Raw genomic sequence first — 25,382 nt, 5'->3', positions numbered from 1 at the left:
TGCAACGATATGCCCGGAATCGGGGGCGAGGCCATGCCTTCGGTCCCGGGAAGGCTCCCGGGACAGGGGAAAGCCCGGGGCGCGCGTGTTCCGCGCACCCCGGGCCCGTGGCCGTGTTCCGGCCGGCCGCTAGGAGGCCGTGACCTTCTCGGCCTCCTCCGACGCCTCGGGCTCCGTGACCTTCACCGGCTCGGTGCCCGTCGCGCTGTGGCGCTCGGCCCAGTTCTCCAGGGCCGTGCGGCAGGCGTGGTCGAGGTGGTGCAGACCCTTCAGGTCCAGCTCGACCGGGCGGTCCTGCGGCAGGTTCTCCAGGCTGTCCAGGATCTTCGGCAGCCGCAGGAACGTGGCGTTGCCGGACAGGTACACCTGGATGGGGCCGGCGCCCTTGTCGATGGTCTCCAGCTTGACGTGCGAGGCCTCCCAGGCGGTCTTGACGACCGACAGGGCCAGACCGATCAGCACGCCCTCGAACATGTTCACCACGACGATCGACACGGCGGTGGCGACGAGGATCAGCGCCTCACCCTTGTGAGCCCGCCACAGAGCGCCGATCTGGCGGAACGGGATCAGCTTCCAGCCGGCGTGCACCAGGATGCCGGCCAGGGCGGGAACCGGGATCAGGGCCAGGGCCCACGGCATCGCGGCGGCGAACAGCAGCAGCCACACGCCGTGCAGCACCCGGGACGCCTTGGTCTTGGCGCCCGCGTTGACGTTGGCGGAGCTGCGCACGATGACCGCGGTCATCGGCAGCGCGCCGAGCAGACCGCACAGGGTGTTGCCCGCGCCCTGGGCGATCATTTCCTTGTTGTACTCGGTGCGCGGACCGTCGTGCAGCCGGTCCACGGCCGCCGCGCTGAACAGGCTCTCCGCGGAGGCGATCAGCGCGAAGGCGATGATGGTGCCCCAGATGGCCGGGCTCGCCAGCTCGCCGAAGGCCTCGGCCCCGGGCGGCTGGATGACGCCGAGCAGACCCTCGACCTGAACGGTGGCGACGGGCAGGCTGAGGGCGAGCGTGGCGACCGTGGCCAGGACGACTGCCGCGAGGGCGCCGGGCACGGCCTGGACCGCCTTCGGCAGCTTCTTCCACAGCACGATGACGGCGATGGTGCCCGCGCCGATCGCGAGGGAGGCCAGGGCGGTGGGGCTGCCGAGCGCGTCCGCGAACGCCCCGGGCAGGCCCGCGATCTTGCCGAGTCCGGACTCCGGGGCCTTCAGGCCCGCCGCCGCGTAGATCTGGCCGGCGATGATCACCAGTCCGATGCCGCAGAGCATGCCCTCGACGACGGAGACGGATATCGCGCGGAACCAGCGGCCTATCCCGAGGAAGCCCATGGCGAGCTGGAGCACCCCGGCGAGCAGCACGATCACGCCGAGCGTGGCCACGCCGAACTCGCTGACGGCCTCGAAGACCAGCACGGTGAGGCCGGCGGCGGGCCCGGACACCTGGAGGCTGCTGCCGCGCATCAGCCCGGTGACGAGCCCGCCCACGATGCCGGTGATAAGGCCCAGCTCCGCGGGAACGCCGGAGGCGACCGCCACACCGACGCACAGCGGCACCGCCACCAGGAAGACGACGATCGAGGCGAGGAAGTCCTGCCTCAGATAGGGGAACTTGGTCATGGTGCCCCTCACAGCTTCTCGAAGGAACCGGTGTCCGCGCGGTGTTCCCGCACGCTTCCGGTGTGGACCTCGTAGAACCAGGCGTGCAGCCGGAGCCGGCCGTCCGTCAGACGGCTCTCCACGCACGGGTAGGAGCGCAGCCGCTCCACCTGGGTCAGGACGTGGTTCTGCACGGCTTCCGTGACCGTCTTGTCGGTCGGGTCCGCGCACTTGGGCTCGTCGCAGGCGTGCGCGAGCCAGTCCCGCACGGCGGGGACGGGTGTGAGGTCGTCGTGCCGTACCACCGCGCCGACGGCGCCGCAGTGCGAGTGGCCGCAGACCACGATCTCCTTGACGCCCAGCACTTCCACGGCGTACTCGATGGTCGCCGCTTCGGAGGTGGGGTGCCCGAAGGCGTACGGGGGGACGACGTTGCCCGCGGTGCGCAGCTCGAAGAGCTCGCCGGGCCGGGCGCCCGTGATCAGGGCCGGTACGACCCTGGAGTCGGAGCAGGTGATGAACAGGACGTCGGGGGACTGGCCCTCGGCGAGGCGGGCGAACTCCTCAGGGCGCTGTCCGAACATGCGGGCGTTGTCGATGAGGGGCTGCATGAGTGTGGTGACTCCTCCTGGCGCGCGTGGGGGCGCGTCGGACGGGCATGACAGAGGTGGGGGTCGAACTGCTCTGCTGCTCAGCAGCGGAAGACCTGCAGCGCTGCCGGTGTGTGCGACGCCGAGGATCTCGACGTGCGTTGGTGCGCGTCGCCGGGTGTGGACCGTTCCGGCGCTGTCGGCGGGATGTGCCGCAGCGGGGTCCGCTCGGGCGCCGGGGGCGCTTGATCCGTGCTGTGGAACCGGTCGCGGGTCCGCAGGGGGCCGGTCGGGCCCCCGTGGTGTCCGTCGCGGCAGGCGGCCGTCTCATCGCGCAGAGCTTTCCCGGAGGCCTTGATTCCGGGGCGCGAGTAGGTGCCGGCGGGTTCAGTTCCGTGCTGAGCCTTGGCCTCGGCTTTACGGGGTGTGTGCGCGGATGCGAAGGACGCGGTGGGTGCGAAGAACTGAAGGGCGAGCAGCACGCCGGCGAGGATCGACATCACGGTCCGTGCCGTCTTACCTCGGTACATGCGCCCCCCTTCAGGTGACTTGCGCGTCTAGCGTTGACCAACGCTTGGTCAACGACTGGTCAAGAAACACGTTAACCCTGCAAAGTCGTTTGCAGGGTTAACTTAACGTTGCAAGCTGAAGAGAGCCTGAAACTTATGGGTGGGCCGTCCTGAAAAAGCCCTTGTCACACGGCAGTTGATGCGATATCGGGTGTGGGGTTACCGAGGGTTCGCGAGTCGTCCCGCGTCGCGGGCCAGCGCGGTGAGCCGCGAGATGGCCCGGAAGTACTTCTTGCGGTAGCCGCCGTTCAGCATCTCCTCGCTGAACAGCTGGTCGAAGGGCAGGCCCGAGGCCATCACGGGCACCTCGCGGTCGTAGAGCCGGTCCGCGAGGACGACGAGCCGGAGCGCCGTCGACTGGTCGGGAACGGGCCGCACCCCGGTGAGGCACACCGCCTCGATTCCGTCGGTCAGTGCGCCGTAACGGCTGGGGTGGACGCGGGCGAGGTGGTCCAGGAGGGACGAGAACGAGTCGAGGGAGGCGCCCTCGGTGGCGTGGGCCGCCTTGGTCACTTGTTCGTCGGAGTACGGCGGGGGTGCCTCGGGCAGGCCGCGGTGGCGGTAGTCCTCGCCGTCGATGCGCAGCGGGCGGAAGTGGGCCGACAGGCCCTGGATCTCGCGCAGGAAGTCGGCCGCGGCGAACCGGCCCTCACCGAGCTTGCCGGGCAGCGTGTTGGAGGTGGCGGCCAGTGCGACGCCCGCGTCGACGAGCTTGCCGAGCAGGGTGGAGACCAGGACGGTGTCGCCGGGGTCGTCGAGCTCGAACTCGTCGATGCACAGCAGCCGGTGGCCGGACAGGGTCTGGACGGTCTTCTGGAACCCGAGGGCGCCGACCAGGTTGGTCAGCTCCACGAAGGTGCCGAAGGCCTTGAGCTCGGGCTCGGCCGGGGTGGCGTGCCACAGGGAGGCCAGCAGGTGGGTCTTGCCGACGCCGTAGCCGCCGTCGAGGTAGACGCCGCGCGGGCCGGCCGGGGCCTTCTTCGGCGCCTTGCCGAATCCGAACAGCCGCCGCTTGCCGGAACCGCCCGTTCCGTGGCCGAGGCCGGCCGCGAAGCTCTCCAGCACCTGGACCGCCTCGGTCTGGCTGGGCTGGTTCGGATCCGGGATGTACGTGCTGAAGCGCACCGAGTCGAACCGCGGCGGCGGCACCATCTCGGCGACCAGCCGGTCCGCGGGAACGCGCGGCTCACGCGCGCACAGGGAGAGGGGGGCCGCGTCGGTTATCGGGCCGGTACCGGAGGGGGCGGGGGAGGAGGACACGGTTCACCATGCTAGGGCCTGTTCGGCGGACCAAGCCGTGCCGGATCCACGCTGACCTGGTAACGCCCGGGAGTGGGGTCTGGTGCGTCCAGCTGCAAGGCGGAGGAGGGAGTCGACGCGGAGCGTCGGCGAGTGACGACAACGCCGCAGATGGGCGTGCCAGGCCCCGCGACCCACGGCTTGGTCCGCCGGACAGGCCCGCAGGCGCGTGGAAGACTGCACGGCATGCGACGTCTGTTCCCTGTGATCGATGAAACAGCAGCTCCGGACCCCGGTGAGGGGGCCCTGGGGGGTGCCGGGCGGGAGTGGGGGCTCGAGGAGCTGGCCGACGCGTACGCGTATCCCGAGCCGGGGCCCGGGGGGCCGGTGCCGTGGCTGCGCGCCAACATGGTGGCCACGCTGGACGGAGCCGCCCAGCACGACGGCCGGTCGCAGCCCATCTCCAGCGCTTCCGACATGCGGATCTTCGGCACGCTGCGGGCGCTGGCGGACGTCGTGGTCGTCGGCGCGCAGACCGTGCGCCAGGAGGGGTACCGTCCGGCTCGCGCGCGGGACGACTTCGCCGCGCGGCGCGAGGCGGCCGGGCAGGCCCCCGCGCCCGCGATCGCGGTGGTCACCGCCAGTCTCGACCTGGACTTCTCGCTCCCGCTGTTCACCTCGCCCCTGGTGCCCACCCTGATCCTCACGGGAGCCTCGGCCGCCCCGGACCGCGTCGCCGCCGCCGAGAAGGCGGGCGCGCGGGTGCTGACCGCCGGGGACGGCATCGGCGTGGATCCGGCCCGTGCCGTCCGGGCCCTCGCCGGTCTCGGCCACACCCGGCTGCTGACCGAGGGCGGCCCCCGGCTGCTGGGGCAGCTGGTGTCGGCCGGTGTGCTCGACGAGCTCTGCCTGACCGTCTCCCCCATGCTCACCGCGGGCGACGCGCAGCGCATCGCCGGGGGGCCCGCCGTCCCGGTGCCGCACCGCTTCCGGCTGGTGTCGATGCTGGAGGAGGACGGCTTCCTGTTCACCAGGTACGGACGGTCCTGAGGTACTGAACCGCCGGGCGCGGGGTACAAGGTGCCGGCGGCCGGGATGTCCGGCCGGCCGGTACGTCCGGAAACGGGGACGATGGTCGCCGCCCGTCCGTTCATCGACGGAATATGCCGTTCCGTTTGGTTTCCGGGGGGCACACTGGATCCGGCACTACCCGTGCGAACGCGCGGCAGGATGGTTTTTGCAGGGCCCGGCACGGCCCACGCTGGAGTGGGGCCGCAGGCCCCCGGAGGAGAAGGGGCGCCTGGTGTTCACAAGCGTATTGATGATCGAGAAGGCGCTGACGTCCGCCGACGTGGAGTTCGTCACCACCTTGCACGGCGAGGAGGATGTCTCCTTCCAGGTGCTGCTCCAGCCGCGCGGCGAGCAGGCGGACCGGCTGCTGCGGGCCATCGACGACGTGGCGCTCGGCGAGCTCGACGAGGCCGTGCGGGAGGGGGAGACCCCGGAGGGGCAGGAGGCGCTGAGCGTGGGGCAGCGCGCCCTGGAGGTCTCTCTCGCGGCACTGCGGGCGTCCGGGAGCGCTGCCCAGGGGCGGTTGATCGAAGACCATCCGCTGGACGCGCTGAAGTCCCTGGTGCAGGAGGTCGGGGCCGACGAGGTCATCGTGCTGACCGATCCCCACTACGTGGAGGAGTTCTTCCACCGGGACTGGGCCTCCCGGGCCCGCCACAAGGTGGGGGTGCCGGTGCTGAAGCTGTTCTCGCACAGCAAGGCGTAGGGGTGCTTTCCGACGTCCTTCGGGTGCGGGTGGCGTGTGGCTGGTCGCGCCCACGCGGCGGAGCCGCACATCGATACCGTCCCGCGCCCCTGAGGGGTTGGCACAGTCCTGCCCCCTCCTGAAATAGGCTGGGGCTGCTCACCCTCGCACCCCGAACTTGGAGACCCGCATGGCACCCGGCCTTCCCCCAGCCATGGACCGACCGCACTTCATCGGTATCGGTGGGGCAGGGATGTCGGGGATCGCGAAGATCCTCGCGCAGCGCGGGGCCGTCGTGGCGGGCAGCGACGCCAAGGAGTCGGAGACGGCCGAGGCGCTGCGGGCACTGGGCGCGACCGTGCACATCGGGCACGACGCCGAGCACCTGGCGGACGACGCCAGCTGCGTGGTCGTGTCGTCGGCGATCCGGCAGGACAACCCCGAGCTGGCCCGCGCGGCCGAGCTGGGCATCCCCGTGGTGCACCGCTCCGACGCCCTCGCCGCGCTGATGGCCGGCCTGCGCCCGATCGCGGTCGCCGGTACGCACGGCAAGACGACGACGACCTCGATGCTGGCGGTCTCGCTGGGTGCGCTGGGCCTGAAGCCCTCGTACGCGATCGGCGGCGACCTGGACGCGCCCGGCTCCAACGCGCTGCACGGCGAGGGCGAGATCTTCGTCGCCGAGGCGGACGAGTCGGACCGCAGCTTCCACAAGTACGCGCCCGAGGTCGCCATCGTCCTCAATGTCGAGCTCGACCACCACGCCAACTACGCCTCGATGGACGAGATCTACGAGTCGTTCGAGACGTTCGTGGACCGCGTCACCCCGGGCGGCACGCTGGTGATCGCCGCCGACCACGAGGGCGCGCGGGAGCTCACGCGCCGGATCGCGGGCCGCGAGGTGCGGGTGGTGACGTACGGCGAGTCGCAGGACGCCGGCGTGCGCATCCTCTCGGTCGTGCCGCAGGGCCTGAAGAGCGAGGTCACCGTGGTGCTGGAGGGGGAGGAGCTGACCTTCACGGTCTCCGTCCCCGGCCGGCACTACGCGCACAACGCGGTGGCCGCGCTCGCGGCCGGCGTGGCGCTCGGCATCCCCGCCGCGGAGCTGGCCCCGGCGATCGCGGCGTACACCGGTGTGAAGCGGCGGCTGCAGCTCAAGGGCGAGGCGGCGGGCGTGCAGGTGATCGACTCCTACGCCCACCACCCCACCGAGATGACGGCCGACCTGGAGGCCATGCGCGCCGCGGCGGGTGACTCCCGCATCCTGGTCCTCTTCCAGCCGCACCTCTTCTCGCGGACCCAGGAGCTGGGCAAGGAGATGGGCCAGGCGCTGGCGCTGGCGGACGCCTCGGTGGTGCTGGACATCTACCCGGCGCGGGAGGACCCGATCCCCGGCGTGACCAGCGAGCTGATCATCGACGCGGCCCGGGCCGCCGGCGCGGACATGACGCCGGTGCACGACAAGGCGGACGCCCCCTCGGTGATCGCGGGAATGGCGAAGCCGGGGGATCTCGTTCTCACCATGGGAGCGGGCGACGTCACCGACCTCGGCCCGCGGATCCTGGACCGTCTGTCGAACTGAGGGGCTGAAGCTCATGGCGTACGACGTCGAGAAGCCGGACGAGCAGTGGCGCGCGGAGCTGAGCCCGGGCGAGTACGCGGTGCTGCGCCAGGCGGCCACGGAGCCCGCCTTCACCGGTGAGTACACCGACACCAAGACCCAGGGCGTCTACTCGTGCCGTGCCTGCGGCGCGGACCTGTTCACCTCGGGGACCAAGTTCGAGTCCCACTGCGGCTGGCCGTCCTTCTTCGACCCCAAGGACACCGACGCGGTGGAGCTGATCGAGGACCGGTCCCACGGCATGGTGCGGACCGAGGTGCGGTGCGCGCGGTGCGGCTCGCATCTCGGGCACGTCTTCGAGGGCGAGGGGTACCCGACGCCCACGGACCAGCGGTACTGCATCAACTCCATCGCGCTGCGGCTGACGCCCGAGCAGGGCTGAGGCGGCGCTCAGCCGATCCGGCACTCCTTCTCCGTGAGGCGGTCCGTGTCCCCCGCGGTGCGGCTGCACACCACGCGGGTCCTGGAGGTGCCGTCACCGGCGCGGCGGACCTCCTTGAGGACGATGCTGTGCCCGGTGCGGTCGCCGTACAGCGGGGCGCGGGTGAAGTCGATGGTGCCGGTGGCCATGCCCTCGATCTTGACGTTGCGCAGGTTCACCCAGGTCGAGGCGCGGCTCTGCGGCCGGTCGTCGCGGGTGGCCGCCCAGAACAGGGCACGGGTCGCGTCGTGCGCCAGGGCGGTCTGGCCGCTGGCCAGCGCCGGGCTGTCGTAGCGCAGGCGGCGGTCCTTCAGCCCCGGCAGGTGGTCGGCCGCGTCCAGGTAGAAGCCCGTCCTGGTGGCGGCCGTCCGCAGCTCGGCGAGGGCCGCGTGGTACAGCGTGACCTTCGGTGCGACGGACTGACCGCCGCCGGCGAAGTCCGCCTTGGACAGGTCGTCGCCGGTGAAGATGGCCAGCGGCTTGCCGGCACAGCCCGGCTCGGTGCCCAGCTGGTTCATCAGGGGGTCGACGTCCTCCACCCGGCCCGCGAAGTAGATCACCGACGGGACCCTGCCGCCCCGGCAGATCTCCTGGGCGTGCGAGCGGAGTTCGGGCTTGCCGCCGCTGAGGCTGTAGCGGCGCTGGTCGAGCAGGGTGAAGCCGTGCCGCCGCAGCATCCGCTGGCCGTAGCGCGCCTGTTCGCTGGTGTACAGGTCGTCGGTCTTCGCCGTGTCGCGGGCGAGGACCAGGGCGTACTGCTGCCGTCCCGGTGTGCGCAACTGGGCGGCGATCAGGCCGAGCTGCCGGGTCTGCCACTCGTCCGTGGCGGCCAGGCTGAACCAGTTGGCGAACTCCCGGGGCAGATAGGTGGCGGAGTTCGTGCCGGAGACGACGGGCAGGCCTGCCTCCATCAGGGTGCGCGTCGTCGCCCTGCTCGACTTCAGGTCACGGCCCGTTCCCACGACCCCCACGACGGTCGGGTCGTGGGCGGCGTACGCGGCGATCTGCTCGGCCATCTCCTCCTGGTGGCCCAGGTCCACGCCGCCGTTGGCGATCAGGACGCGCAGCTTGACGCTGGAGTTCTCGTTGATGACGGCCTGCGCCAGGTACACGCCCGCCAGTTCCTCGGCGCCCTTCACCAGCGAGGAGCCGGACGCCGGATCGGCGCTGAGCGGCCCGGCGTAGACGACGGTGACGTACTTGCCGGAGTGGTGGGCGAGGACGTCCGCGTTCTGTCCGGCGACCCGGTCCTCCAGGTCGTCCACCGTCCAGGGCGGCTCCTCGTCGGCCGTCAGCGTCCTGACTTCCTCACCGGGTTCCGGCACGGGCAGCCAGTCGGCGAAGCGGACGCCGTCCGTCGCGATGCCGATGCACTCCGTGGCGCCGTCGGACGTCCGCTCGCGCCGGGAGTCCCGGTTGGCCGTCAGCACGGACGCCGAGCAGTACCGGTCGTGCAGGGCGTCGGCCCGCATCACGGTGCCGACGGCCAGCAGGACGATCACCAGGACCAGGGTGTGCAGGGCCCACACCAGCCGGGCGAGCGTCGGCCGGGCGGAGGCACGCAGATGTCGGCGGTGCTCCTCGACCGGGCCGAGCTGGTCGTGCGGCAGCGGGATCCGCATCACCCAGGGCAGGACGGACCGCTCCCGGCTGGGTGACTGCTCGGCGCGCAGGTTGTGCGCCCACTCCCGGTACCAGGTGCGCAGCCGCTCGCCGAACTTGGGCGGGGCGATGTCCGGCTCGGGTGTCGTCCGGACCACGCTGCGCTCCAGGCGCGGCACGTCCTGCGAACGCACCGCGGCGACCACCATCAGCGGGTCGAGCTCGCTGCGCCGGCTGCGGACGTCGCTGACGGCCCGGATCAGTTCGATGCCGCCGTTGCGGTCGTCCGCGTGCGGGAGGAACAGCATCGGCGGGCGCGGCCGCTTGAAGCCGCGCAGGTCCCAGCTCCAGCGGCGATGGTTGTCCCGCAGGTCCTCCCGCAGCGCCAGTACGCACAGCTGGAGGTGGAAGTCGCCACCCGCCTCCAGCGCTTCCGCCACGTCGTACGCCCGGGCCGCGATCGCCTTCCAGGACCGCACCGGCCGCAGCAGCGAGACTTCGGTGGGCTCCTCCTGGTCCGCCGCCCTGAGGAAGGTCGTCGTCATGAACCAGCGGCTCTCCCGGCGCAGCCACAGGAAGATCGGCGCCCGCCCCGGCAGGGCGTAGTTGAGGACGGTCAGCAGGACCAGGAAGACCAGACCGGCGCCCACCGCCACGTACCACTCGCTGCGGGCCAGCAGCGCGGCGAGCACGGTCACGAGGCTCGCCGGGAGGATGTGCGCCATGTCGAACAGCGGCAGTCCGGAGCGCCAGCGCGCGGTGTTCCTCGGCCGCCAGCGCTGCTGGGCCAGCTGGTTGAGCAGCCGCTGCCGCGGGTCCTGCCCGGCCTCGGGACTGCCCGCGGCGGGGGCCGGCCAGCTGTCGCCGAGGGCGGCGACCGCGTCGTCGATGGCGTGCACCAGCCGCAGCCGCGGGAACGCGTAGCGCCGGTACACCGCCTTCGGGCCGCCCCACTTCTTCGGGTCGCTCAGGGCCCGCACCATGGCGGCGGCCCGGCGCACCTCGGTGGGGCCCTCGTAGGCGTCCTGCACCACCGCGCAGCGCGTGCCGTGCGCCTCCTGACCCGCGTGCAGCTGACGGACAAGACCGGCCACGGCGTCGTCGTCCGCGCTCTCCTGCGCGTGCACGACGAACACCGGCATCGGCGGCTCGGCGCTCGTGCGGAAGTCCTGGATGAGGATCTCGAGCTGGTCCTGGAGATGGGCCCCGGCACTGCTCTCCGGTCTGCCGTCATGCCCCCCAGGGCAGTCCGGTGGCGTGCGTTCGGCGTTCACCATGGGCAACCCCCGTTCACCGTCGGTGAACCACGAGGCTAGCGGCTGCGAGTGGGGTGGGAGTGGGTGACGGACGAACTTCAGCACGTTTCGCCTGCCCGGGCTCGCCCGCAAGCCCGGCGGCCTGCTGAATGGGTGATCCATCTGGCTGTTGACATTTGGTTGAACGAGCCAGAAGATTCACGGGGTGACCCCCTCCGCGCCCCTGCCCACCGGCCTCGACGAGGCCGCCCACGGCTGCCTCGTCGCCGGCTTCACCGGCACCACGACCGTGCCCGACCCCCTCAAGCGGCTCATCGACCGGGGCCTCGGCGGGGTCATCCTCTTCACCCGCAACGTGCGGGACGCGGAGCAGGTGCGCGTTCTCACCGACACCCTGCGGGCCCTGCGCCCCGACCTGATCGTGGCCATCGACAACGAGGGCGGCGGCATCGGCCACCTGGTGAGCGCGGACGCCCCCGACGTCCCCGGCTCCTACGCCCTCGGCGTCGCCGACGACTCGGAGCTCACCGCCCGGTGCGCCGACGCGCTCGCCGGGCATCTGGCCACGCTCGGCATCACCGCCTCCTACGCCCCCGTCGCCGACCTCCAGCACCATCCGCGCAACCCGATCGTGCGCACCCGGGCCTTCGGCGCCGAACCCGCGCTCGCCGCCCGGCATCTGCGGGCCTGGATCGCCGCCACCGAGCGGCGGGGCGTCGCCTCCTGCGCCAAGCACTTCCCCGGGCACGGCGGCACCGAGACCGACAGCCACCACGGCATGGCGGTCGACCCGCGGCCGTACGACGAACTGCGGGCCGATTTCGAACCGTTCCGCGCGGCCGTCGATGCGGGCGTGCCGATGATCATGAGCGCCCATGTCGTCTTCCCGGCCCTGGACCCCGAGCGGCCCGCCACCCTGAGCCGTCGCATCCTGGGTGATCTGCTCCGCCACGAGCTGGACTTCGACGGGGTCCTCGTCAGTGACGCGCTGGAGATGAAGGCGATCGCCGACCGCTACGGCGAGGCCGCCGGGGCGCGGATCGCCCTCGCCGCCGGTGCCGACCAGGTCGTCGTGGCCGTACCGGACCTGGAGGTCACCCTGGCCTGCCGGGACGCGGTGCTCGGCGCGCTGCGCGACGGTGTGCTCGCCGAGGAGCGGGTGTGGGAGGCCGCCGGACGGGTGCGGCGGCTCGCCGGGCGGTACGCCGCTCCGGCCGCTGCGGTCGCCGGCTGGGACACGGGCGCCGGGCTGGCGGCGGCGCGCCGGGCCGTGCGTCTCAGCGGCGTGCCGGCGGCGGTGCGTGGAGCCCATCTCGTCGATCTGTTCCCATCGCCGCACCCGGCCCTCAACTGGGGCGGCGAGGACCTGCTCACCGCGCTGCGGGCGGTGGACCCCGCTGCCACGGGGACGGCCGTCACCGGGGAGCCGGAGGACCCGGACGCCCTCGCCGGCCGGCTCGTCCGGGAGACTGGCGAGGCGCCGCTCGCCGTCGCCACCTGCGACGCCGCCCTGCATCCGTGGCAGGCGCGGCTGCGCGACGCGCTGCTGAGCCGGCGGCCCGATGCCGTGCGGATCGACACCGGACTGCCGGAGGGCGGCGCGCTGTGCTCCTACGGGCGGGGCCGGGTCAATATGCGGGCGCTCGCCGAGGCACTGACCGGCGTCTGAGCCCCTACGGCACCCGTACGATCTCCTTGATGCCGCGCGCCTCCAGGTACGCGGCGTCGTCCGCCCGCTCCGCGAGGACCACCGCGGGCCGGGCGCCCTCCGTACGCAGGGCCATCCACGCCTCGAAGTACGCGCCTCCCGGGCCGGACACCGAGCGGGTGGCCGGTGTGCAGTCCAGGACCAGGGCCGTGTCGCGGGGCCGTGCGGGATGGTGTCCCGCACGGACCTCGGCGACGGTCTCGGCCAGGGCCGTCGCGATCGGCTTGGTGCCGCCGCGCGCGTCGAACAGGCCCAGCGTGTACTCCAGTTCCGGGTAGTCGGCCAGGGACCGGTCCACGTCGTGGGAGCACCACCAGGTCACGCCCCACAGCCCCTCGCACCCGGCCGCGTTCCGTACGGTCGCGCGGGCGAAGTCCGGGGCGTCGGCGGCCGGGACGTGCGGCTCCGGGGCGCCCGTCTCCTGGACCCAGACCGGGCGGGCCGGGTCCTCCGCGTAGGCCTTGGCGAGTTCCGTGCCGTACTCGGCGAGGTGCAGCACCTGCGGGGAGCGGGGGCCGTAGCGCCGGGCGCAGTCGCCGGAGAACACCCAGGGGTGGACGGTGGTGACGTCGCCCTTGCGGGCGGAGGCCTCGGGGGTGAAGGGGTGGTCGTCGCCGTACCAGGCGGCGTCGTAGGCGGAGTGGGTCGCGAGCCGGTCCGGCGGCAGGTGCTCGCGGGTGGCCGCCAGCAGGGTGTCGAGGTAGTGGTCCACCTCCTCGGGCGTCACCGGGTTGTGCTCGACGAGGTTGTTGAGCTCGTTGCCGAGCTGCAGGCCGAGGAGGTTCGGGCGGCCCGCGAGGGCACGGCCGAGGGTCCGCATGAGCTCGGCCTGGGCGGCGACGGCCTCCGGGTCGGTGAAGACGTTGCGGTGGTGCCAGCTGCGGGTCCACTCCGGGTAGAAGTCGAAGCTGGACAGATGGCCCTGCACACCGTCCACCAGGACGTCGAGACCGGCCTCGGCCGCCAGATCGACCAGGTGCGCGAGCTGGTCCACGGCGGCGGTGCGGATGAGTGTGCGGTTGGGCTGGAGGAGCGGCCACAGGTGGAAGACCCGGACGTGGTCGAGGCCGAGGGCGGCGATCTGGTCCAGGTCCTCACGGGCGTGCGCCGGGTCGAAGTCGTGCCAGGCGTGGAACCAGCCGCGGCGGGGCGTGTAGTTGACGCCGAAGCGGAGAGTAGGGATGTGATCCTCCTCGGGTCGAGTCTTGCCCTGGGTGAATGCATCAATCACCATAGTCGGCGATGAGTAATGAATTGAACCAGGAACGTCAAGGCGTCTCGCCCCTGGTGGTCGGTCTCGACGCGGGCGGCACCCGGACCCGGGCGGTCCTGGCGACCGCCGCCGACGGACGTCCGCTGGGCGAGGGCGCCGCCGGGCCGGGCAACGCGCTGACCGTGCCGGTGCCGCAGCTCACCGAGCACCTCGCCGAGGCCGTCGGGCAGGCCGTGCCGGAGCCGGACCGGGGCAGGGTCGTGGCCGTGGCCGGGGGCTTTGCGGGGGCCACGGACGCCTTCGCCGACGAACCGGGGCGGCGCAACGCCCTGACCGCCCTCACCGCCGCCCTGCGCCGGCTCGGCATCGAGGCCGGGCCGCCCCTCGTCCGCAGCGACATCGAGGCCGCCTTCGCCTCCGCGCCGGGCGCCCCGGCGGACGGCCTCGCCCTGGTCGCCGGGACCGGCGCGGTCGCCATGCGCATCACCGACCGCCGTGCCACGGCCACCGTGGACGGTGACGGCTGGCTCCTCGGCGACGACGGCAGTGGCTTCTGGATCGGCCGCGCGGCGGTACGGGCCGCCCTGCGGATGGCCGACGGGAGGGGTGCGCCGACCTCGCTGGGAGAGACGGTGGGGCGGGAACTCGGGGTACCGGGCGACCTGCTGCCCGGCGGGCAGCACGGGGGTGTGGCCGGAGGGGCGGTGCGGAGACTGTCACCCGGTGTGGTCCAAGGGGACGCGGAGGGCGCGTCGCTCGACGTGCGGGACGAGGCGGTGCCGCCGCTGACCGGACCGGCCGCCGCGGGCGGCCCGGCGCACGGCGGAGCGGCCGGATCCCCTGCCGGCGACCGCCGCCCCCTCCCGCCTCACGACGACACTCCCTGGTCCCGGCCCCACCGCGAGGCCTACCGCGGGCACGTGCTGCCCGCCGTCATGAACGAGCCCCCCATCCGCCTGGCCCGGCTCGCGCCCCTGGTGGTCGCGGCGGCCCGGGACGCCGAGGACCCGGTCGCCCTCGCCATCCTCGACGAGGCCGCCGACCATCTCACCGAGACGGTACGGGCGTTGCACCCCGGCTCCGGCGAACGCGTCGTCGCCACCGGCGGACTGCTCGGCCCCGACGGGCCCCTGACCACCCGCCTGGAGGCCCGTCTCCACGCCCTCGGCCTCACCCTCGACTGGGTCCCCGACGGCCTCCGGGGCGCCGTCGCCCTGGCCCGTCTCGCTCACGAGGGCCGCGCATGACCGTCGCCACGCTCCTCTACCGTGACCCCACCGCCCCCGTCGAGGCCCGCGTCAACGACCTGCTCTCCCGCATGACCCTGCGCGAGAAGGCCGGCCAGCTGAACCAGCGGATGTACGGCTGGGACGCCTACCGCCGCACCCCCGACGGCGGCTTCGAACTCACCGACGCCCTGTACGCCGAGACCGAGCGCTTCGCCGGACTCGGGGCGCTGTACGGGCTGTTGCGCGCCGACGCCTGGTCGGGCGTCGACCACGCCACCGGGTCCGGCGCCGGGGACGGGGCGGCACTGGCCCACCTCGTCCAGCGGCACGTCGTCGAACGCAGCCGGCTCGGCATCCCCGCCCTGTTCGTCGAGGAGGTGCCGCACGGCCACATGGCCCTCGACGGCACGGTCCTGCCCGTCAACCTGGCCGTCGGCGCCACCTGGGACCCCGGCCTGTACGAGCGGGCCGCCGCCCACGCCGCCGCCGAACTGCGGGCCCGCGGCGGACATGTCGCCCTGGTCTCCGCCCTGGACATCGCCCGTGACCCGCGCTGGGGCCGGACCGAGGAGTGCTTCGGGGAGGACCCCTACCTCGCCGCCCGGTTCACCGAGGCGGTCGTACGCGGCATGCAGGGGGAGCAGGCGCCGGGCGGGCTGTTCGCCCCGGACAGGGCGCCCGTCGTCCTCAAGCACTTCGCCGGGCAGGGCGCCACCGTCGGCGGCCGCAACTCCGCCGAGTCCGAACTCGGGCTCCGGGACCTGCACGAGATCCACCTCCCCGCCGCCCGCGCCGGGGTCCGGGCCGGAGCCGCCGCCGTCATGGCCGCCTACAACGAGGTCGACGGCATGCCCTGCTCCGGCAACCGGGCCCTGCTCACCGGACTGCTCCGCGAGCGCTGGGGCTTCGACGGACTCGTCATGGCGGACGGGCTGGCCGTGGACCGCCTGGCCCGCGTGACGGGCGACGTCGTCTCGGCAGGCGCCCTCGCCCTCCACGCCGGTGTCGATCTGAGCCTGTGGGACGAGGGCTTCACGCATCTGGAGGAGGCGGTCGAACGGGGGCTGGTGAGCGAGGAGGCCCTGGACCGGGCCGTCGCGCGGGTCCTCCGGCTCAAGTTCCGCCTGGGACTGTTCGAACAGCCCTGCATCGCCGCCCCGTTGCCGTCCCCGGCCGTCGGGCGTGACCTGAGCACCGCCCTCGCCCGCGCCGCCGTCACCCTGCTCCACGACGACCAGGGCGTGCTGCCCCTGTCGACCGCGTCCCGGATCGCCGTCCTGGGCCCGCACGCGGACACCGTCGCCCACCACCTGGGCGACTACACCGCCCCGCAACGCCCCGGCACCGGAACCGGCGTTCTCGACGCACTGCGACGCGCGGACGCCGACGTACGCCACGCCCGTGGATGCGCCCTCACCGGCGACGACCTGTCCGGCATCCCCGAGGCGGTCGGCCGGGCCGCCGCCTGCGACGTCGCCGTGCTGGTGCTGGGCGGCAGCAGCGCCCGCACCCCGGACACGGAGTTCGACGCCAACGGGGCCGCGCGCACCGTCGTGTCCGAGATGACCTGTGGAGAGGGCGTCGACCTGGCGGGGCTGCGGCTCGGCGCCGCCCAGCAGGCCCTGCTCGACGCCGTCACGGCGACCGGCACGCCCACCGTGGTCGTCCTGCTCCAGGGCCGCCCGCACGCCGTCCCCGAAGCCGCCGAACGGGCCGCCGCGCTGCTCACCGCCTGGTACCCGGGCCCCTGGGGTGGTGAGGCGATCGCGGACGTCCTGCTCGGCCGCGCCGACCCGGTGGGCCGGCTGCCCGTCTCGGTGCCGCGCTCGTCGGGGCAACTGCCCGTGTATTACAACCACAAGGACACCGAGTACGGCGGCTACGCCGACGAGGACGCCGAGCCGCTCTACGGTTTCGGGCACGGGCTGTCGTACACCGCCTTCGCCTACGGGACACCCCGGCTCGCGGGCCGGGCGGTGGCGGTCGAGATCACCAACACGGGGGAGCGGCACGGGCGTTCCGTCGCCCAGCTGTATCTGCGCCGGCTCGTCACGTCCGTCTGGCCGCGCACACTCGAACTCCGGGGTTTCCAAGCCGTCGACCTGGCGCCCGGGGAGTGCCGTACCGTCGTGTTTCCCCTGGAGGCCGAGCAACTCGCCCAGGTGGGACCGGACCTGGAGACCGCGGTCCTGCCCGGCACCGTCGAGTTCCGCGTCGCGGAGTCGGCGCGCCGGGCGTTGACCGCCGTACCGGTGGTGCTCCGGGTCGATCAGAGTTTCACGGCACCGGACGAGACGCCCTTGTAGAACCACCGCTGGGTGATGACGAACAGCACCAGCACCGGGATCACGGAGATCACCGAACCGGCCATCACCATCCGCTGGTCGTAGCCGAAGGACGAGGTCTGGAGCCTCGCCAGACCCAGCGTCAGCGTGAAGTGGTCCTCGGTGCGCAGCACGATCAGCGGCCACAGGAAGTCGTCCCAGGCGCTGATGAAGGTGTTGATGGTGACGACGAGGATCGCGCCGTAGGCGGACGGCAGATAGAGGTACCGGAAGCGTTTCCACTCGCCCGCGCCGTCCAGCATCGCCGCGTCCTCGATCTCGCGCGGCACGGCGAGGAACGCGGCCCGCATGATGAGGACGTTGATCGCGGCGACGAAACCGGGCAGCCAGACACCGGCCAGGTTGTCCACCAGGCCCATGTCCCGGACGCTCAGGAACAGCGACACCATGATCGACTCGAAGGGGAACATCATGGACGCCAGCAGCACCACCCAGACCAGCTTGCGGCCCTTCCAGCCGGGCTTGGACAGCATGTAGCCGGCCATGGTGGAGAAGACGAGCTGGCTGGCGATGGACAGCACGGCGACGAACACGCTGTTCCTGATGTACGTCCACACCGGCACCTGGTCGAAGACCTCGCGGTACGCCCGCAGCGACGGGTGGTGGGGGATCAGGGAGGCGCCCGCGCCGAAGACGTCCTCGCCCGCGCCCTTGAGGGAGGACAGCAGCTGCCACAGCAGCGGGCCGACGGTGATGAAGAGGACGAACACCAGCAGCAGGTAGCGCACGACCAGTTCGCGCGGACGGCCGTAGTCGCGCCAGCGGGGCATCGGGCGTCGGCGCTTGTCGACGGCGGTCGTCATGCCTCGTCCTCCTTCGTCAGGCGCTGGGCGAGCAGCGTGAGGCCAAGGGTCAGGGCGAACAGGGCGACGCTGACCGCCGCGCCGTAGCCGGCGTTGCCGGTGAGCGGGTCGAGGCCCACGTCCCGGATGTAGAAGGGGAGCGTGCGGTCGGCGCCGCCGGGGCCGCCGGTGGAACCGCCGAGCATGTAGATCTCGGTGAACACCCTGAGCGAGCCGATACCGGTCAAGGTGCCGACCAGCATCATGGAGGTGCGCACGCCGGGCACCGTCACGTGCCAGAAGCGGCGCACCACGCCCGCCCCGTCCACCGCCGCCGCCTCGTGCAGTTCCCGGGGGACGTTCCCGAGGGCGGCCAGGTAGAAGATCATGTACCAGCCGAGGCCCTTCCACAGCGTCAGGCCCATCGCGGACAGCAGGATCAGCCACGAGTCCGACAGGAACGGAATGGCGTCACGGATGATGTGCGCCCTCTGCAGCCAGGTGTTGACCAGCCCCTGGTCGCTCAGCAGCCACTGCCAGCTCAGGCCCACGACCACGCTGGAGGCGAGCACCGGCGTGTAGAAGGCGGAGCGGAAGAAGCCGATGCCCGGCAGGTTCTTCTCCACCAGGAGGGCGAGCAGCAACGGCAGCAGCACCATCAGCGGGACCACGATCAGCGCGTACAGCAGGCTGTTGCGGGTGGCCAGCCAGAAATCCGGATCGCTCAGCATCCGGCGGTAGTTGTCCAGCCCTACGACGTCGTACGCCCCGCCGAGCGGCTTGGCGTCGGTGAAGGACACCATGACCGTGTTGAGGAACGGGAAGACCCCGAACACGGTCGCCCCGATGATCGCGGGGGTCATCCACAGCCAGGGCAGCCACCAGCGGCGGTAGAGCGCCGCGCCCCCCGCGTCGGCGCTCGGACCGGGCGTGACGAAGCGGAGGGCGCGGCGCAGCGGCCCCGGCGGGGACGAGGGGGAAGCGCCGCCGGGGGGTCGGGCGCCCGCACCCGGGGGAGCGGGGGCGGGCGCCTGGTGGACGGTCGGTTGAGTCATCCTCAGCTGCCCTGTTCGATCAGCTGGTTGGCCTTGGACTGCGCTTCCTGCAGAGCGTCCTCGGCGCTCTTCTTGCCCTGCATGGCCAGCTGGACCTGGGCCGAGATGGCGTTGAGCTCACCGGGCGTCAGGGCGATCTCGTCGGCCGTGGCGGTCTTGCGGTCACTGGCGACGATCTTGCGGGCCTCGGCGAAGGGGTCGTCGCCCTTGACCGACTGGAAGAACGGGTCGTTCAGGGAGGCCGTGGTGGAGGGGAAGATGACGACGTTGGGGTCCTTGGCCCAGGCGAGCTGGTTCTCGGCGTTCGTCAGGAACCGCGCGAAGGCCAGCGCGGTCGGGGCGTTCTTGCTGGTGGACGCGACACCGACGTACTGCGGGGCGCCGACGGTGTGGCCGAGGGCGTCCAGCATGAAGCGGGCGACACCGGTCTTCTTGTAGACGCTCGGGTTGTTCTGCTGGATGAACCGCAGGAAGTTCGGGTTGGTGGGGCCGTAGACCAGCTTGCCCTGGCCGTAGACGTTGGCCGGGTCCTGCGTGGAGGACAGGGAGTCCCTCGGCATGCCGCCGGCCTTGTAGAGCTTCGCCATGGCCTCGACCCACCGGGCCGTCTTCGGGTCGTCGGCGAAGGTGAACCTCTTGCCGTCCGGGGAGAGGACCTCGATGCCCATCTGCTGCCAGTCGGCGGGGATGCGCAGCTGTGGGTTGGCGAGGAACGCGTAGTACTTGCCGCCGGAGGCCTCGGCTATCTTCTCCGCGTCGTCGAAGAGGCCCAGGACCGTCGTCGGAGGTTTGTCCGGGTCGAGGCCCGCCTTCTTCATCAGGTCGGTGTTGAAGGTCTGCACGATGCCGCCGGAGTACCAGGGCAGCACGCTGTGCACCTTCTTGCCGTCCGCGTCGGCGTACATGCTCGACTTCCACAGCGCCGGGACGAACGGCTTGCCCGCGTCCGGTGCCTTGTCGTCCAGGTTGAGCAGGTAGCCGTTCTTCGTCAGCGCCACCGCCGTGTTGACGTTGATGTTCACCACGTCCGGCAGCGTGCAGCCCTGGGCGTCGGCGACCAGGCGCTGGGTGAAGGTGGCGTCGCCCGGGTCGTCGATCCACTTGACCTCGGTGCCGGGGTGGGTCTTCTCGAAGGCGTCGATGACGCCGTTGAAGTACTTCCCGAAGTCCTTCTTCAGATTGGTCGTCTGGAAGGTGATCTTCCCCTTGACCTCGCCGGAGAGCTTGCCGGAACCGACGTTGCCCTTGTCGACCTTGCATCCGCCGGCCGAGGCGTCGCCGTCGTCCGAACCGCCGCCGGACAGGCCGCAGCCGGCTGCCGTCAGTGTCAGGACGACCAGACAGGTCAGGGATCCGGTGAGTCTTCTTGCGCGCATTGCTGCCCTCCTGGGACCAGTCGTCGCTGGACGGTGGCTGGATCAAATCACCAAGTTGGACTTCGATTGATGAAAATGTGGACCAGAATTCATCGGAGGTCAATGGTTTTGCTCAGTGACGGTGTTCGTGGTCCGGCTGCGTGGGGTCGCCGGGGTGTTCATGGCCCTCGGCGTACTCGACGTCCGCGCGGGCCTCGTCCAGCCAGTCGAAGAAGGCACGGCGGGCTGCCGCGTGGCGTAGCTCGCGTTCGATGCCGTGGCGTACGTGCCCGTACGGATGGATGTCCGTGGGAGCCGGTTCGTCGTAGGGGTCGACGCCGCGTCGCAGGGCCTCGGGGGTGAGGAAGCGGTCCCTGTTGCGGTCGTAGTAGTCGCGCACGGCCGTGTCAGGGATGTGCTGTTCGCGTTCCAGGGCGGAGAGGAGGGCCCGGGCGGCCGGGGAGTGGGCGAGGGATGCCGCGACGATGCTGCCGAGGTCGGCGATGTCGGACTCGGGGATGGTGAGCAGTTGCATCGGCATGAGGTCGTCCGGTGGGGCGAGGCCTCGTTCGGCGCAGGCGTGGAGGGCCAGGTCGTGGATGAGGACGATCTGGGTTGCCCAGCGCCGTTGCTGGCGGTGTCGTCTTGCTTGTGCGGCTGTGTCGTGGCTGGTCGCGCAGTTCCCCGCGCCCCTGGGCAAGTCGCAGTGCAGGAACCTGTCCACGTGCTGTTTCGGGATCGGTTCGCCTCGAACGCTTGCCGCATGGTTCTCCCTCACGGTGTCACCACCAGCTCCACCGCCTTGGTGTACGCCACGCAGCCGTGCCAGGCGGTCTTGGCCAGCAGCCAGTAGGAACCGGGGGGTATCGCGTCGGCGTCGACCTCGATCTCGCACTCCGTCTGCTCTCCGCCGGGCACCGTGAAGCCCTGGCAGCCCGGGGTGACACCCGGCCAGGTGCCCCAGGAGGAGACGGCCCAGAGGGTGCCGTTGACGGGGGCCCGTGTGGTGTTGCGCAGCGTGACGGGGACCCTGGTTCGTTCGCCGCGGCGGAGGGTCACCCGGTCTGCTGCCAGGTCCGTGAGGAGGGACGGGCCCGGACGGCCGCCCGGGACGTCCAGGGCCACCACGTCCTCGAAGGTCTGGCCGCCGTACGACAGCCGGGCGGCCAGCCGGTGGCGGCCGGGCTCGGGGTTCGGGGGCGGTGTGACCGTGATGTCCGTGAGGGTGAAGCCCGCCGGGCCGAGTGAGTACGGGAGCTCGGCGGGTTCCGCGGTCCAGCCCGGGGGGACCTCGAAGGTCACCGTGCCGGACACCGGGGCGTCGGTCAGTTCCGAGCTGACCCTGACCGTCGCGGTGACGGGGCCGTCGGTCGTGAGGGCCGTGGGGGAGAGGTACACCGCGACCGGCATGTTGCCGCGTGGGGCGGGGCCGGAGTTGTGCAGCCAGTAGCGGGTGGCGACGGGCTGCGCGGGCTCGTGGGCCTCGACGCCGGGTTCGGGGGACGGTGTTCTGCCGTCGGCCGGTGTGGCCAGGAGCGTGGCGACCTCGAAGCCGGTCAGGTCGGCTTCGAGAGCGCCCTCGCCGTCCGGGGCCAGTGATGTCCCGGGGCTCTCCAGGATGTCGGCGCGGGCGCCCGCCGCCCAGGCGAACGGTCCGGTCACCCGTGCCCGTACCGGACGCCCGTTGACCTCGTGCACCCGGACGACGACGCCCCGACCCGGATCCACGCGTGCCGCGCTGCCCCGGGCCAGCGGGGAGCCGGCCGGTTTCAGCGCGTCCAGCAGGATCTCGCCCGCCGGTTCCAGGGAGAGCAGGGAAGCCGTCCGGGGCAGGGGGCCGGACCCGGAGCCGGTGCGTACCCGGGCCGTCAGCGGGTGGTTGTAGGCGTGTCCGGCCTGCGGCAGCCGCAGTGCGCGCCAGTCGCCGGTGCCCGCGACGACGGCGTACTCGAAGGTGTGGGACCAGCGCTGGAGCTGGAACCCCGAGCCGTCGGGGGCGGTCCGGCGGGGCGGGTCCACCCAGATCCCGGACGGCCAGCCCGTGCAGGAGCGCATGAGGGACATGTAGAGGTCGCCGGAGGCGGTGACCACGCAACCGGGGGTGCCCCGGTTGAGGATCGAGAAGCTGCGGCCGTCCCAGGCGTCACCCGGCGGCAGCGCCTCGCCGCCGCCCGCCGCCGTCGCCGTCAGCGTGAAGTCGTTGAGGTCGGCGATCAGCGCGTCGACCGCCTTGGCGTCGTCCTCGGGGCGGTCCCCCGCGACCACGAGCAGCGGCAGGCGTTCCAGGTCGCGCAGATCGGCCCCGGGGATCCACTCCTCGCGCAGACAGGCGCGTGGTGCGACCCAGACGGCGGCCACGCCCCGCTCGGCCAGTTGGCGCTTCAGCTCCCGGCCGGCCGCCGGGTCCCAGCCCAGTGCCTCGGCGACGACGGCGTTGCGGTCCGGCCCGCCGACGGCGATCCGGAGGTCCGGGAGGTTGGAGTCGACCTCCAGGTCGCCGTAGCGTGGGCCGCCCGCGATCGTCGAGGTCGCCGTGACCCCGGCGCGGACCAGGGCCGCCGCGAGCGGGGTGCCGAGCTCGCCCGCCGTGTCCCAGTCGGAGCAGACGAGTTCGGCGACGCCGATCGAGCGGTGCCCGAGGAACGCGCCGGAGTCGTCGTGCACCGCGACCCGCGCGGTGGAGCCCAGGCCGAACCAGGTGTTCGCCGGGTTGTCCAGCGTCCACGGGAACCGCTCGCTGTCCACCTCCACGAACCCGAACCCGCGCCCGATCACCGCGTCCGCCACCTCGTGCACCGGCAGCCCGCCCCGTACGCCGGAGGGCCAGCGCACCCGGATCAGCCGGTCGGCGCCGTCGTACCCGTCGACGGTGGTGGTCACGTCGAGCCGGTCGACGCCCTGCCACAGCGTCAGCCGCTGGGTGTACCGGAACGGGCCGAGGTCGGCCGTGACGGTGAGCCGGGAGCCGGCCGGCGAGTGCTCGGCGCGCACCTCGGCGGTGACGTCCCGGCTGCGGGCGGCCGTCGTGCCGGTCGGGGTGAGGTGCCAGGGGCCCTCGCCGAAGCGCGGATGCCTCGGATACTCCTCCTGGACGACGATCTCGTTGCCGATGTCTCCGGCGCGCAGCAGCTCCCGGCCGTCCTCGGCGAGCGCGCGCAGAGCGCTGACCCCGCCGCCGCGTGCCGGGTCGACGGTCACCTCGTAGAACTCGTTGCGGATGGTGAGGCCCTCGCCGTGTGTCCAGCCGGGGGCGGGCCCCTCGGCGAGCGGGAGCGCCCGGAGGCCCATGCCGGGCACTTCCGGCACGACGACGTGGAGCCGGCCGTCCTCGCGGACCGCGGGGAGCCCTTCGGGGGCGAGGCCCGGGTCGTCGACCGTCAGCACGTCCCGGCGGGCCCAGGTCGCGGAGTTGAAGACGACGAGGTCGGGGCCGTCGCCGGGGGTGACGTGGTCGGCCAGGGCCTGGGTCGCGTCGGCGTGCACGCTCTCCGCGAGGTCGTGCAGTTCCCGCCAGCCGGTCATCAGGTCGATGTACACCTGGTCCGACTCCGAGCCGGTGATGGCGTCGTGGTGGGCGCCGTAGACGAGTTGCCGCCAGGCCTTGTCCAGGGCCGCGTCCGGGTACGGCCGGCCGGTGCGCAGGGACGCGAGCGTCGCCCAGGCCTCGGCGTCGGCGAGCAGGGTCTCGCCGTGGCGCTGGGCCTGCTTGGTGTCGATGTAGGAGACGTCCTTGCCGGTGTAGACCGGGTTCATGTCGCGGGTCTGCGGTGAGGCCGTGCGGCCCTCCGCCTCCAGTTCGGCCCGGACGGCGGCGAAGAAGTCCCGGGGGATCGCGCTGATGAAGCGGGGCCAGACGTACCGGGCGTTCCAGCCGCGGTGGATGTCCATGACCCAGCGGCACGGCGGCGCGTAGTCACCGCCGACCGGCAGCAGCACGTTGCGGGTGAGGGCGACCTGCTTGAGCCGCTGGAAGAGCTTGTACGCGGCGGCCTGCGCCTCGGGCAGGGTGGGCGCGTTGTCGATCGCCCAGCCGGCGCCGTAGTGGTTGACCATGTACGCCGTCAGCAGCCCGCGCCCCGAGGGGGCGATCCAGTTGAACTCGGCCGGGAACTGCATCCGCCCGGGGTTGCGCGGCTCCTCGCCGAACACCGACAGCGTCGGCCCCCACTGGTGGAACGGCCCGCGCGCCCACGAACTCGAACTCACTCCCGCGTCCGCCATCAGCCCCGGGAACTGCGGGTCGTGCCCGAAGGCGTCGAGCTGCCAGGCGGTCTCGGGCGAGGCGCCGATGATCCCGCGCTGGAAACCGTCGCCGTACAGGGCGTTGCGGATCGTCGCCTCGGCGCCGGTGAGATTGGTGTTGGGCTCGTTGTAGGTGCCGCCCATGATCTCGACGCGGCCGGTGCGGATCAGCTGCCGCAGGAAGGCGCGCTCCTCGGGGAAGGAGTCCCAGTAGGGCTTGAGGTAGTCCACCTCGGCGAGCACGAAGGTGTACGCCGGGTCGCGGCGGGCCAGGTCGCAGTGGGCCCGCACGAGGCTCATGCCGGACTGGCCGCGCGAGTCGAAGGTGCGGGCGGACAGTCCGGCCGCCGGGTCGTCGGCGACGTCCCAGGTCTCGGTGTAGGCGCCCTGGGTGTTCCACCAGACGGGGTCGTAGTGGAAGTGGCTGACCATGAACATGGTCCAGCCGGGCTCGGCGGCCGTGAACTCGCCGGTGCGGGTGGTGATCTCGTCCCCGTCGGTGGCGGTGACCGTGATCTCGCGGCGGTCGCCGGGCACGAGGCCGTCGCCGGTGACGGGTATCTCGGCGCGGGCGGTGCCGTCCTCGCCCACGGCGGTCTCCGTGGCGCCGGTGAGGCCCGGACCCTCCAGGGTGAGCCGGACGGTCCGGCCCGGCGTGTGGCTCAGCCCGACGGCCACCACCTGGCGCGGCTGTTCGGTGGTCCCGGTGAAGAGCTCGGTCGACTCGACAGAGGTGACGCGCATGGGGCTCCTACGAGGTGCGCTGGGGGGAGCCCCATCCTGCACGGCAGGAGTGATTC

General features: G+C 72.4%; 18 protein-coding genes. 7 read left to right on the top strand and 11 right to left on the bottom strand.

All coding sequences use genetic code 11. The features are described from left to right. Positions 1 to 129: 129 nt before the first annotated feature. From ABZ016_RS26310 to zapE, 4 genes are all read right to left on the bottom strand, one after another. On the bottom strand, positions 130 to 1,620 hold the full coding sequence (locus ABZ016_RS26310) for a SulP family inorganic anion transporter (RefSeq protein WP_356919156.1): 1,491 nt from the start codon (positions 1,618 to 1,620) through the stop codon (positions 130 to 132). A gap of 8 nt (positions 1,621 to 1,628) precedes the next feature. Beyond that, positions 1,629 to 2,210, bottom strand: a complete 582-nt coding sequence (locus ABZ016_RS26305) for a carbonic anhydrase (protein WP_356919155.1) — start codon at positions 2,208 to 2,210, stop codon at positions 1,629 to 1,631. A gap of 80 nt (positions 2,211 to 2,290) precedes the next feature. Further along, a complete protein-coding gene (locus ABZ016_RS26300) occupies positions 2,291 to 2,719 on the bottom strand; it encodes a hypothetical protein (protein WP_356919154.1) in 429 nt (142 codons plus the stop codon). Positions 2,720 to 2,917: 198 nt separating this feature from the next. Further along, a complete protein-coding gene (gene zapE / locus ABZ016_RS26295; protein ID WP_356919153.1) occupies positions 2,918 to 4,018 on the bottom strand; it encodes a cell division protein ZapE in 1,101 nt (366 codons plus the stop codon). A 225-nt stretch (positions 4,019 to 4,243) separates the two neighbouring features. Here zapE and ABZ016_RS26290 point away from each other — a divergent pair, with 225 nt between their 5' ends. From ABZ016_RS26290 to msrB, 4 genes are all read left to right on the top strand, one after another. Next, on the top strand, positions 4,244 to 5,047 hold the full coding sequence (locus ABZ016_RS26290) for a pyrimidine reductase family protein (protein WP_356919152.1): 804 nt from the start codon (positions 4,244 to 4,246) through the stop codon (positions 5,045 to 5,047). A gap of 253 nt (positions 5,048 to 5,300) precedes the next feature. Continuing rightward, the gene (locus ABZ016_RS26285) at positions 5,301 to 5,774 is read left to right on the top strand and encodes an indole-3-glycerol phosphate synthase (protein WP_356919151.1); all 474 of its coding nucleotides are present in this window, start codon (positions 5,301 to 5,303) and stop codon (positions 5,772 to 5,774) included. A gap of 169 nt (positions 5,775 to 5,943) precedes the next feature. After that, positions 5,944 to 7,335 carry a UDP-N-acetylmuramate--L-alanine ligase gene (gene murC, locus ABZ016_RS26280; RefSeq protein WP_356919150.1) on the top strand — a complete coding sequence of 464 codons (1,392 nt, stop codon included), beginning with the start codon at positions 5,944 to 5,946 and terminating at the stop codon, positions 7,333 to 7,335. 13 nt (positions 7,336 to 7,348) lie between these two features. After that, the gene (msrB, locus tag ABZ016_RS26275; RefSeq protein ID WP_345663769.1) at positions 7,349 to 7,756 is read left to right on the top strand and encodes a peptide-methionine (R)-S-oxide reductase MsrB; all 408 of its coding nucleotides are present in this window, start codon (positions 7,349 to 7,351) and stop codon (positions 7,754 to 7,756) included. An 8-nt stretch (positions 7,757 to 7,764) separates the two neighbouring features. Here the strand turns inward: msrB and ABZ016_RS26270 are convergent, their stop codons facing one another. Further along, the gene (locus ABZ016_RS26270) at positions 7,765 to 10,674 is read right to left on the bottom strand and encodes an ABC transporter substrate-binding protein (protein WP_356919149.1); all 2,910 of its coding nucleotides are present in this window, start codon (positions 10,672 to 10,674) and stop codon (positions 7,765 to 7,767) included. Between the two features lie 184 nt (positions 10,675 to 10,858). On the opposite strand from ABZ016_RS26270, the gene ABZ016_RS26265 reads away from it, so the two are divergent. Continuing rightward, positions 10,859 to 12,322: a glycoside hydrolase family 3 N-terminal domain-containing protein gene (locus ABZ016_RS26265; protein WP_356919148.1), complete on the top strand. Its 1,464-nt coding sequence runs from the start codon at positions 10,859 to 10,861 to the stop codon at positions 12,320 to 12,322. 4 nt (positions 12,323 to 12,326) lie between these two features. On the opposite strand, the gene ABZ016_RS26260 is transcribed toward ABZ016_RS26265, so the two are convergent. Beyond that, entirely contained in the window at positions 12,327 to 13,595 is a 1,269-nt protein-coding gene (locus ABZ016_RS26260) for a glycosyl hydrolase (RefSeq protein WP_356919147.1), read from the bottom strand. An 8-nt stretch (positions 13,596 to 13,603) separates the two neighbouring features. Here ABZ016_RS26260 and ABZ016_RS26255 point away from each other — a divergent pair, with 8 nt between their 5' ends. Next, positions 13,604 to 14,821 carry a BadF/BadG/BcrA/BcrD ATPase family protein gene (locus ABZ016_RS26255; protein WP_356919146.1) on the top strand — a complete coding sequence of 406 codons (1,218 nt, stop codon included), beginning with the start codon at positions 13,604 to 13,606 and terminating at the stop codon, positions 14,819 to 14,821. Continuing rightward, entirely contained in the window at positions 14,818 to 17,109 is a 2,292-nt protein-coding gene (locus tag ABZ016_RS26250; protein WP_356919145.1) for a glycoside hydrolase family 3 N-terminal domain-containing protein, read from the top strand. The genes ABZ016_RS26255 and ABZ016_RS26250 overlap by 4 nt, the downstream gene beginning before the upstream one ends. Here ABZ016_RS26250 and ABZ016_RS26245 read toward each other — a convergent pair. From ABZ016_RS26245 to ABZ016_RS26225, 5 genes are all read right to left on the bottom strand, one after another. Then, positions 17,073 to 17,951, bottom strand: coding sequence for a carbohydrate ABC transporter permease (locus ABZ016_RS26245; protein WP_356919144.1), 879 nt, complete (start codon positions 17,949 to 17,951; stop codon positions 17,073 to 17,075). The genes ABZ016_RS26250 and ABZ016_RS26245 overlap by 37 nt on opposite strands. Beyond that, positions 17,948 to 18,985 carry a sugar ABC transporter permease gene (locus tag ABZ016_RS26240; RefSeq protein ID WP_356919143.1) on the bottom strand — a complete coding sequence of 346 codons (1,038 nt, stop codon included), beginning with the start codon at positions 18,983 to 18,985 and terminating at the stop codon, positions 17,948 to 17,950. Before ABZ016_RS26240 ends, ABZ016_RS26245 begins: the two co-directional genes overlap by 4 nt. A gap of 2 nt (positions 18,986 to 18,987) precedes the next feature. Beyond that, entirely contained in the window at positions 18,988 to 20,361 is a 1,374-nt protein-coding gene (locus ABZ016_RS26235) for an extracellular solute-binding protein (protein ID WP_356919142.1), read from the bottom strand. A gap of 112 nt (positions 20,362 to 20,473) precedes the next feature. Continuing rightward, on the bottom strand, positions 20,474 to 21,064 hold the full coding sequence (locus ABZ016_RS26230; protein ID WP_356919141.1) for a peptidyl-prolyl cis-trans isomerase: 591 nt from the start codon (positions 21,062 to 21,064) through the stop codon (positions 20,474 to 20,476). A 50-nt stretch (positions 21,065 to 21,114) separates the two neighbouring features. Continuing rightward, positions 21,115 to 25,326 carry an NEW3 domain-containing protein gene (locus ABZ016_RS26225; protein ID WP_356919140.1) on the bottom strand — a complete coding sequence of 1,404 codons (4,212 nt, stop codon included), beginning with the start codon at positions 25,324 to 25,326 and terminating at the stop codon, positions 21,115 to 21,117. Positions 25,327 to 25,382: the final 56 nt, after the last annotated feature.

The organism is Streptomyces sp. NPDC006372 (assembly GCF_040612515.1).
Taxonomy (GTDB): domain Bacteria; phylum Actinomycetota; class Actinomycetes; order Streptomycetales; family Streptomycetaceae; genus Streptomyces.
Note: the sequence above shows the minus strand (reverse complement) of the source record. Positions and strands in the feature narration are given on the sequence as shown.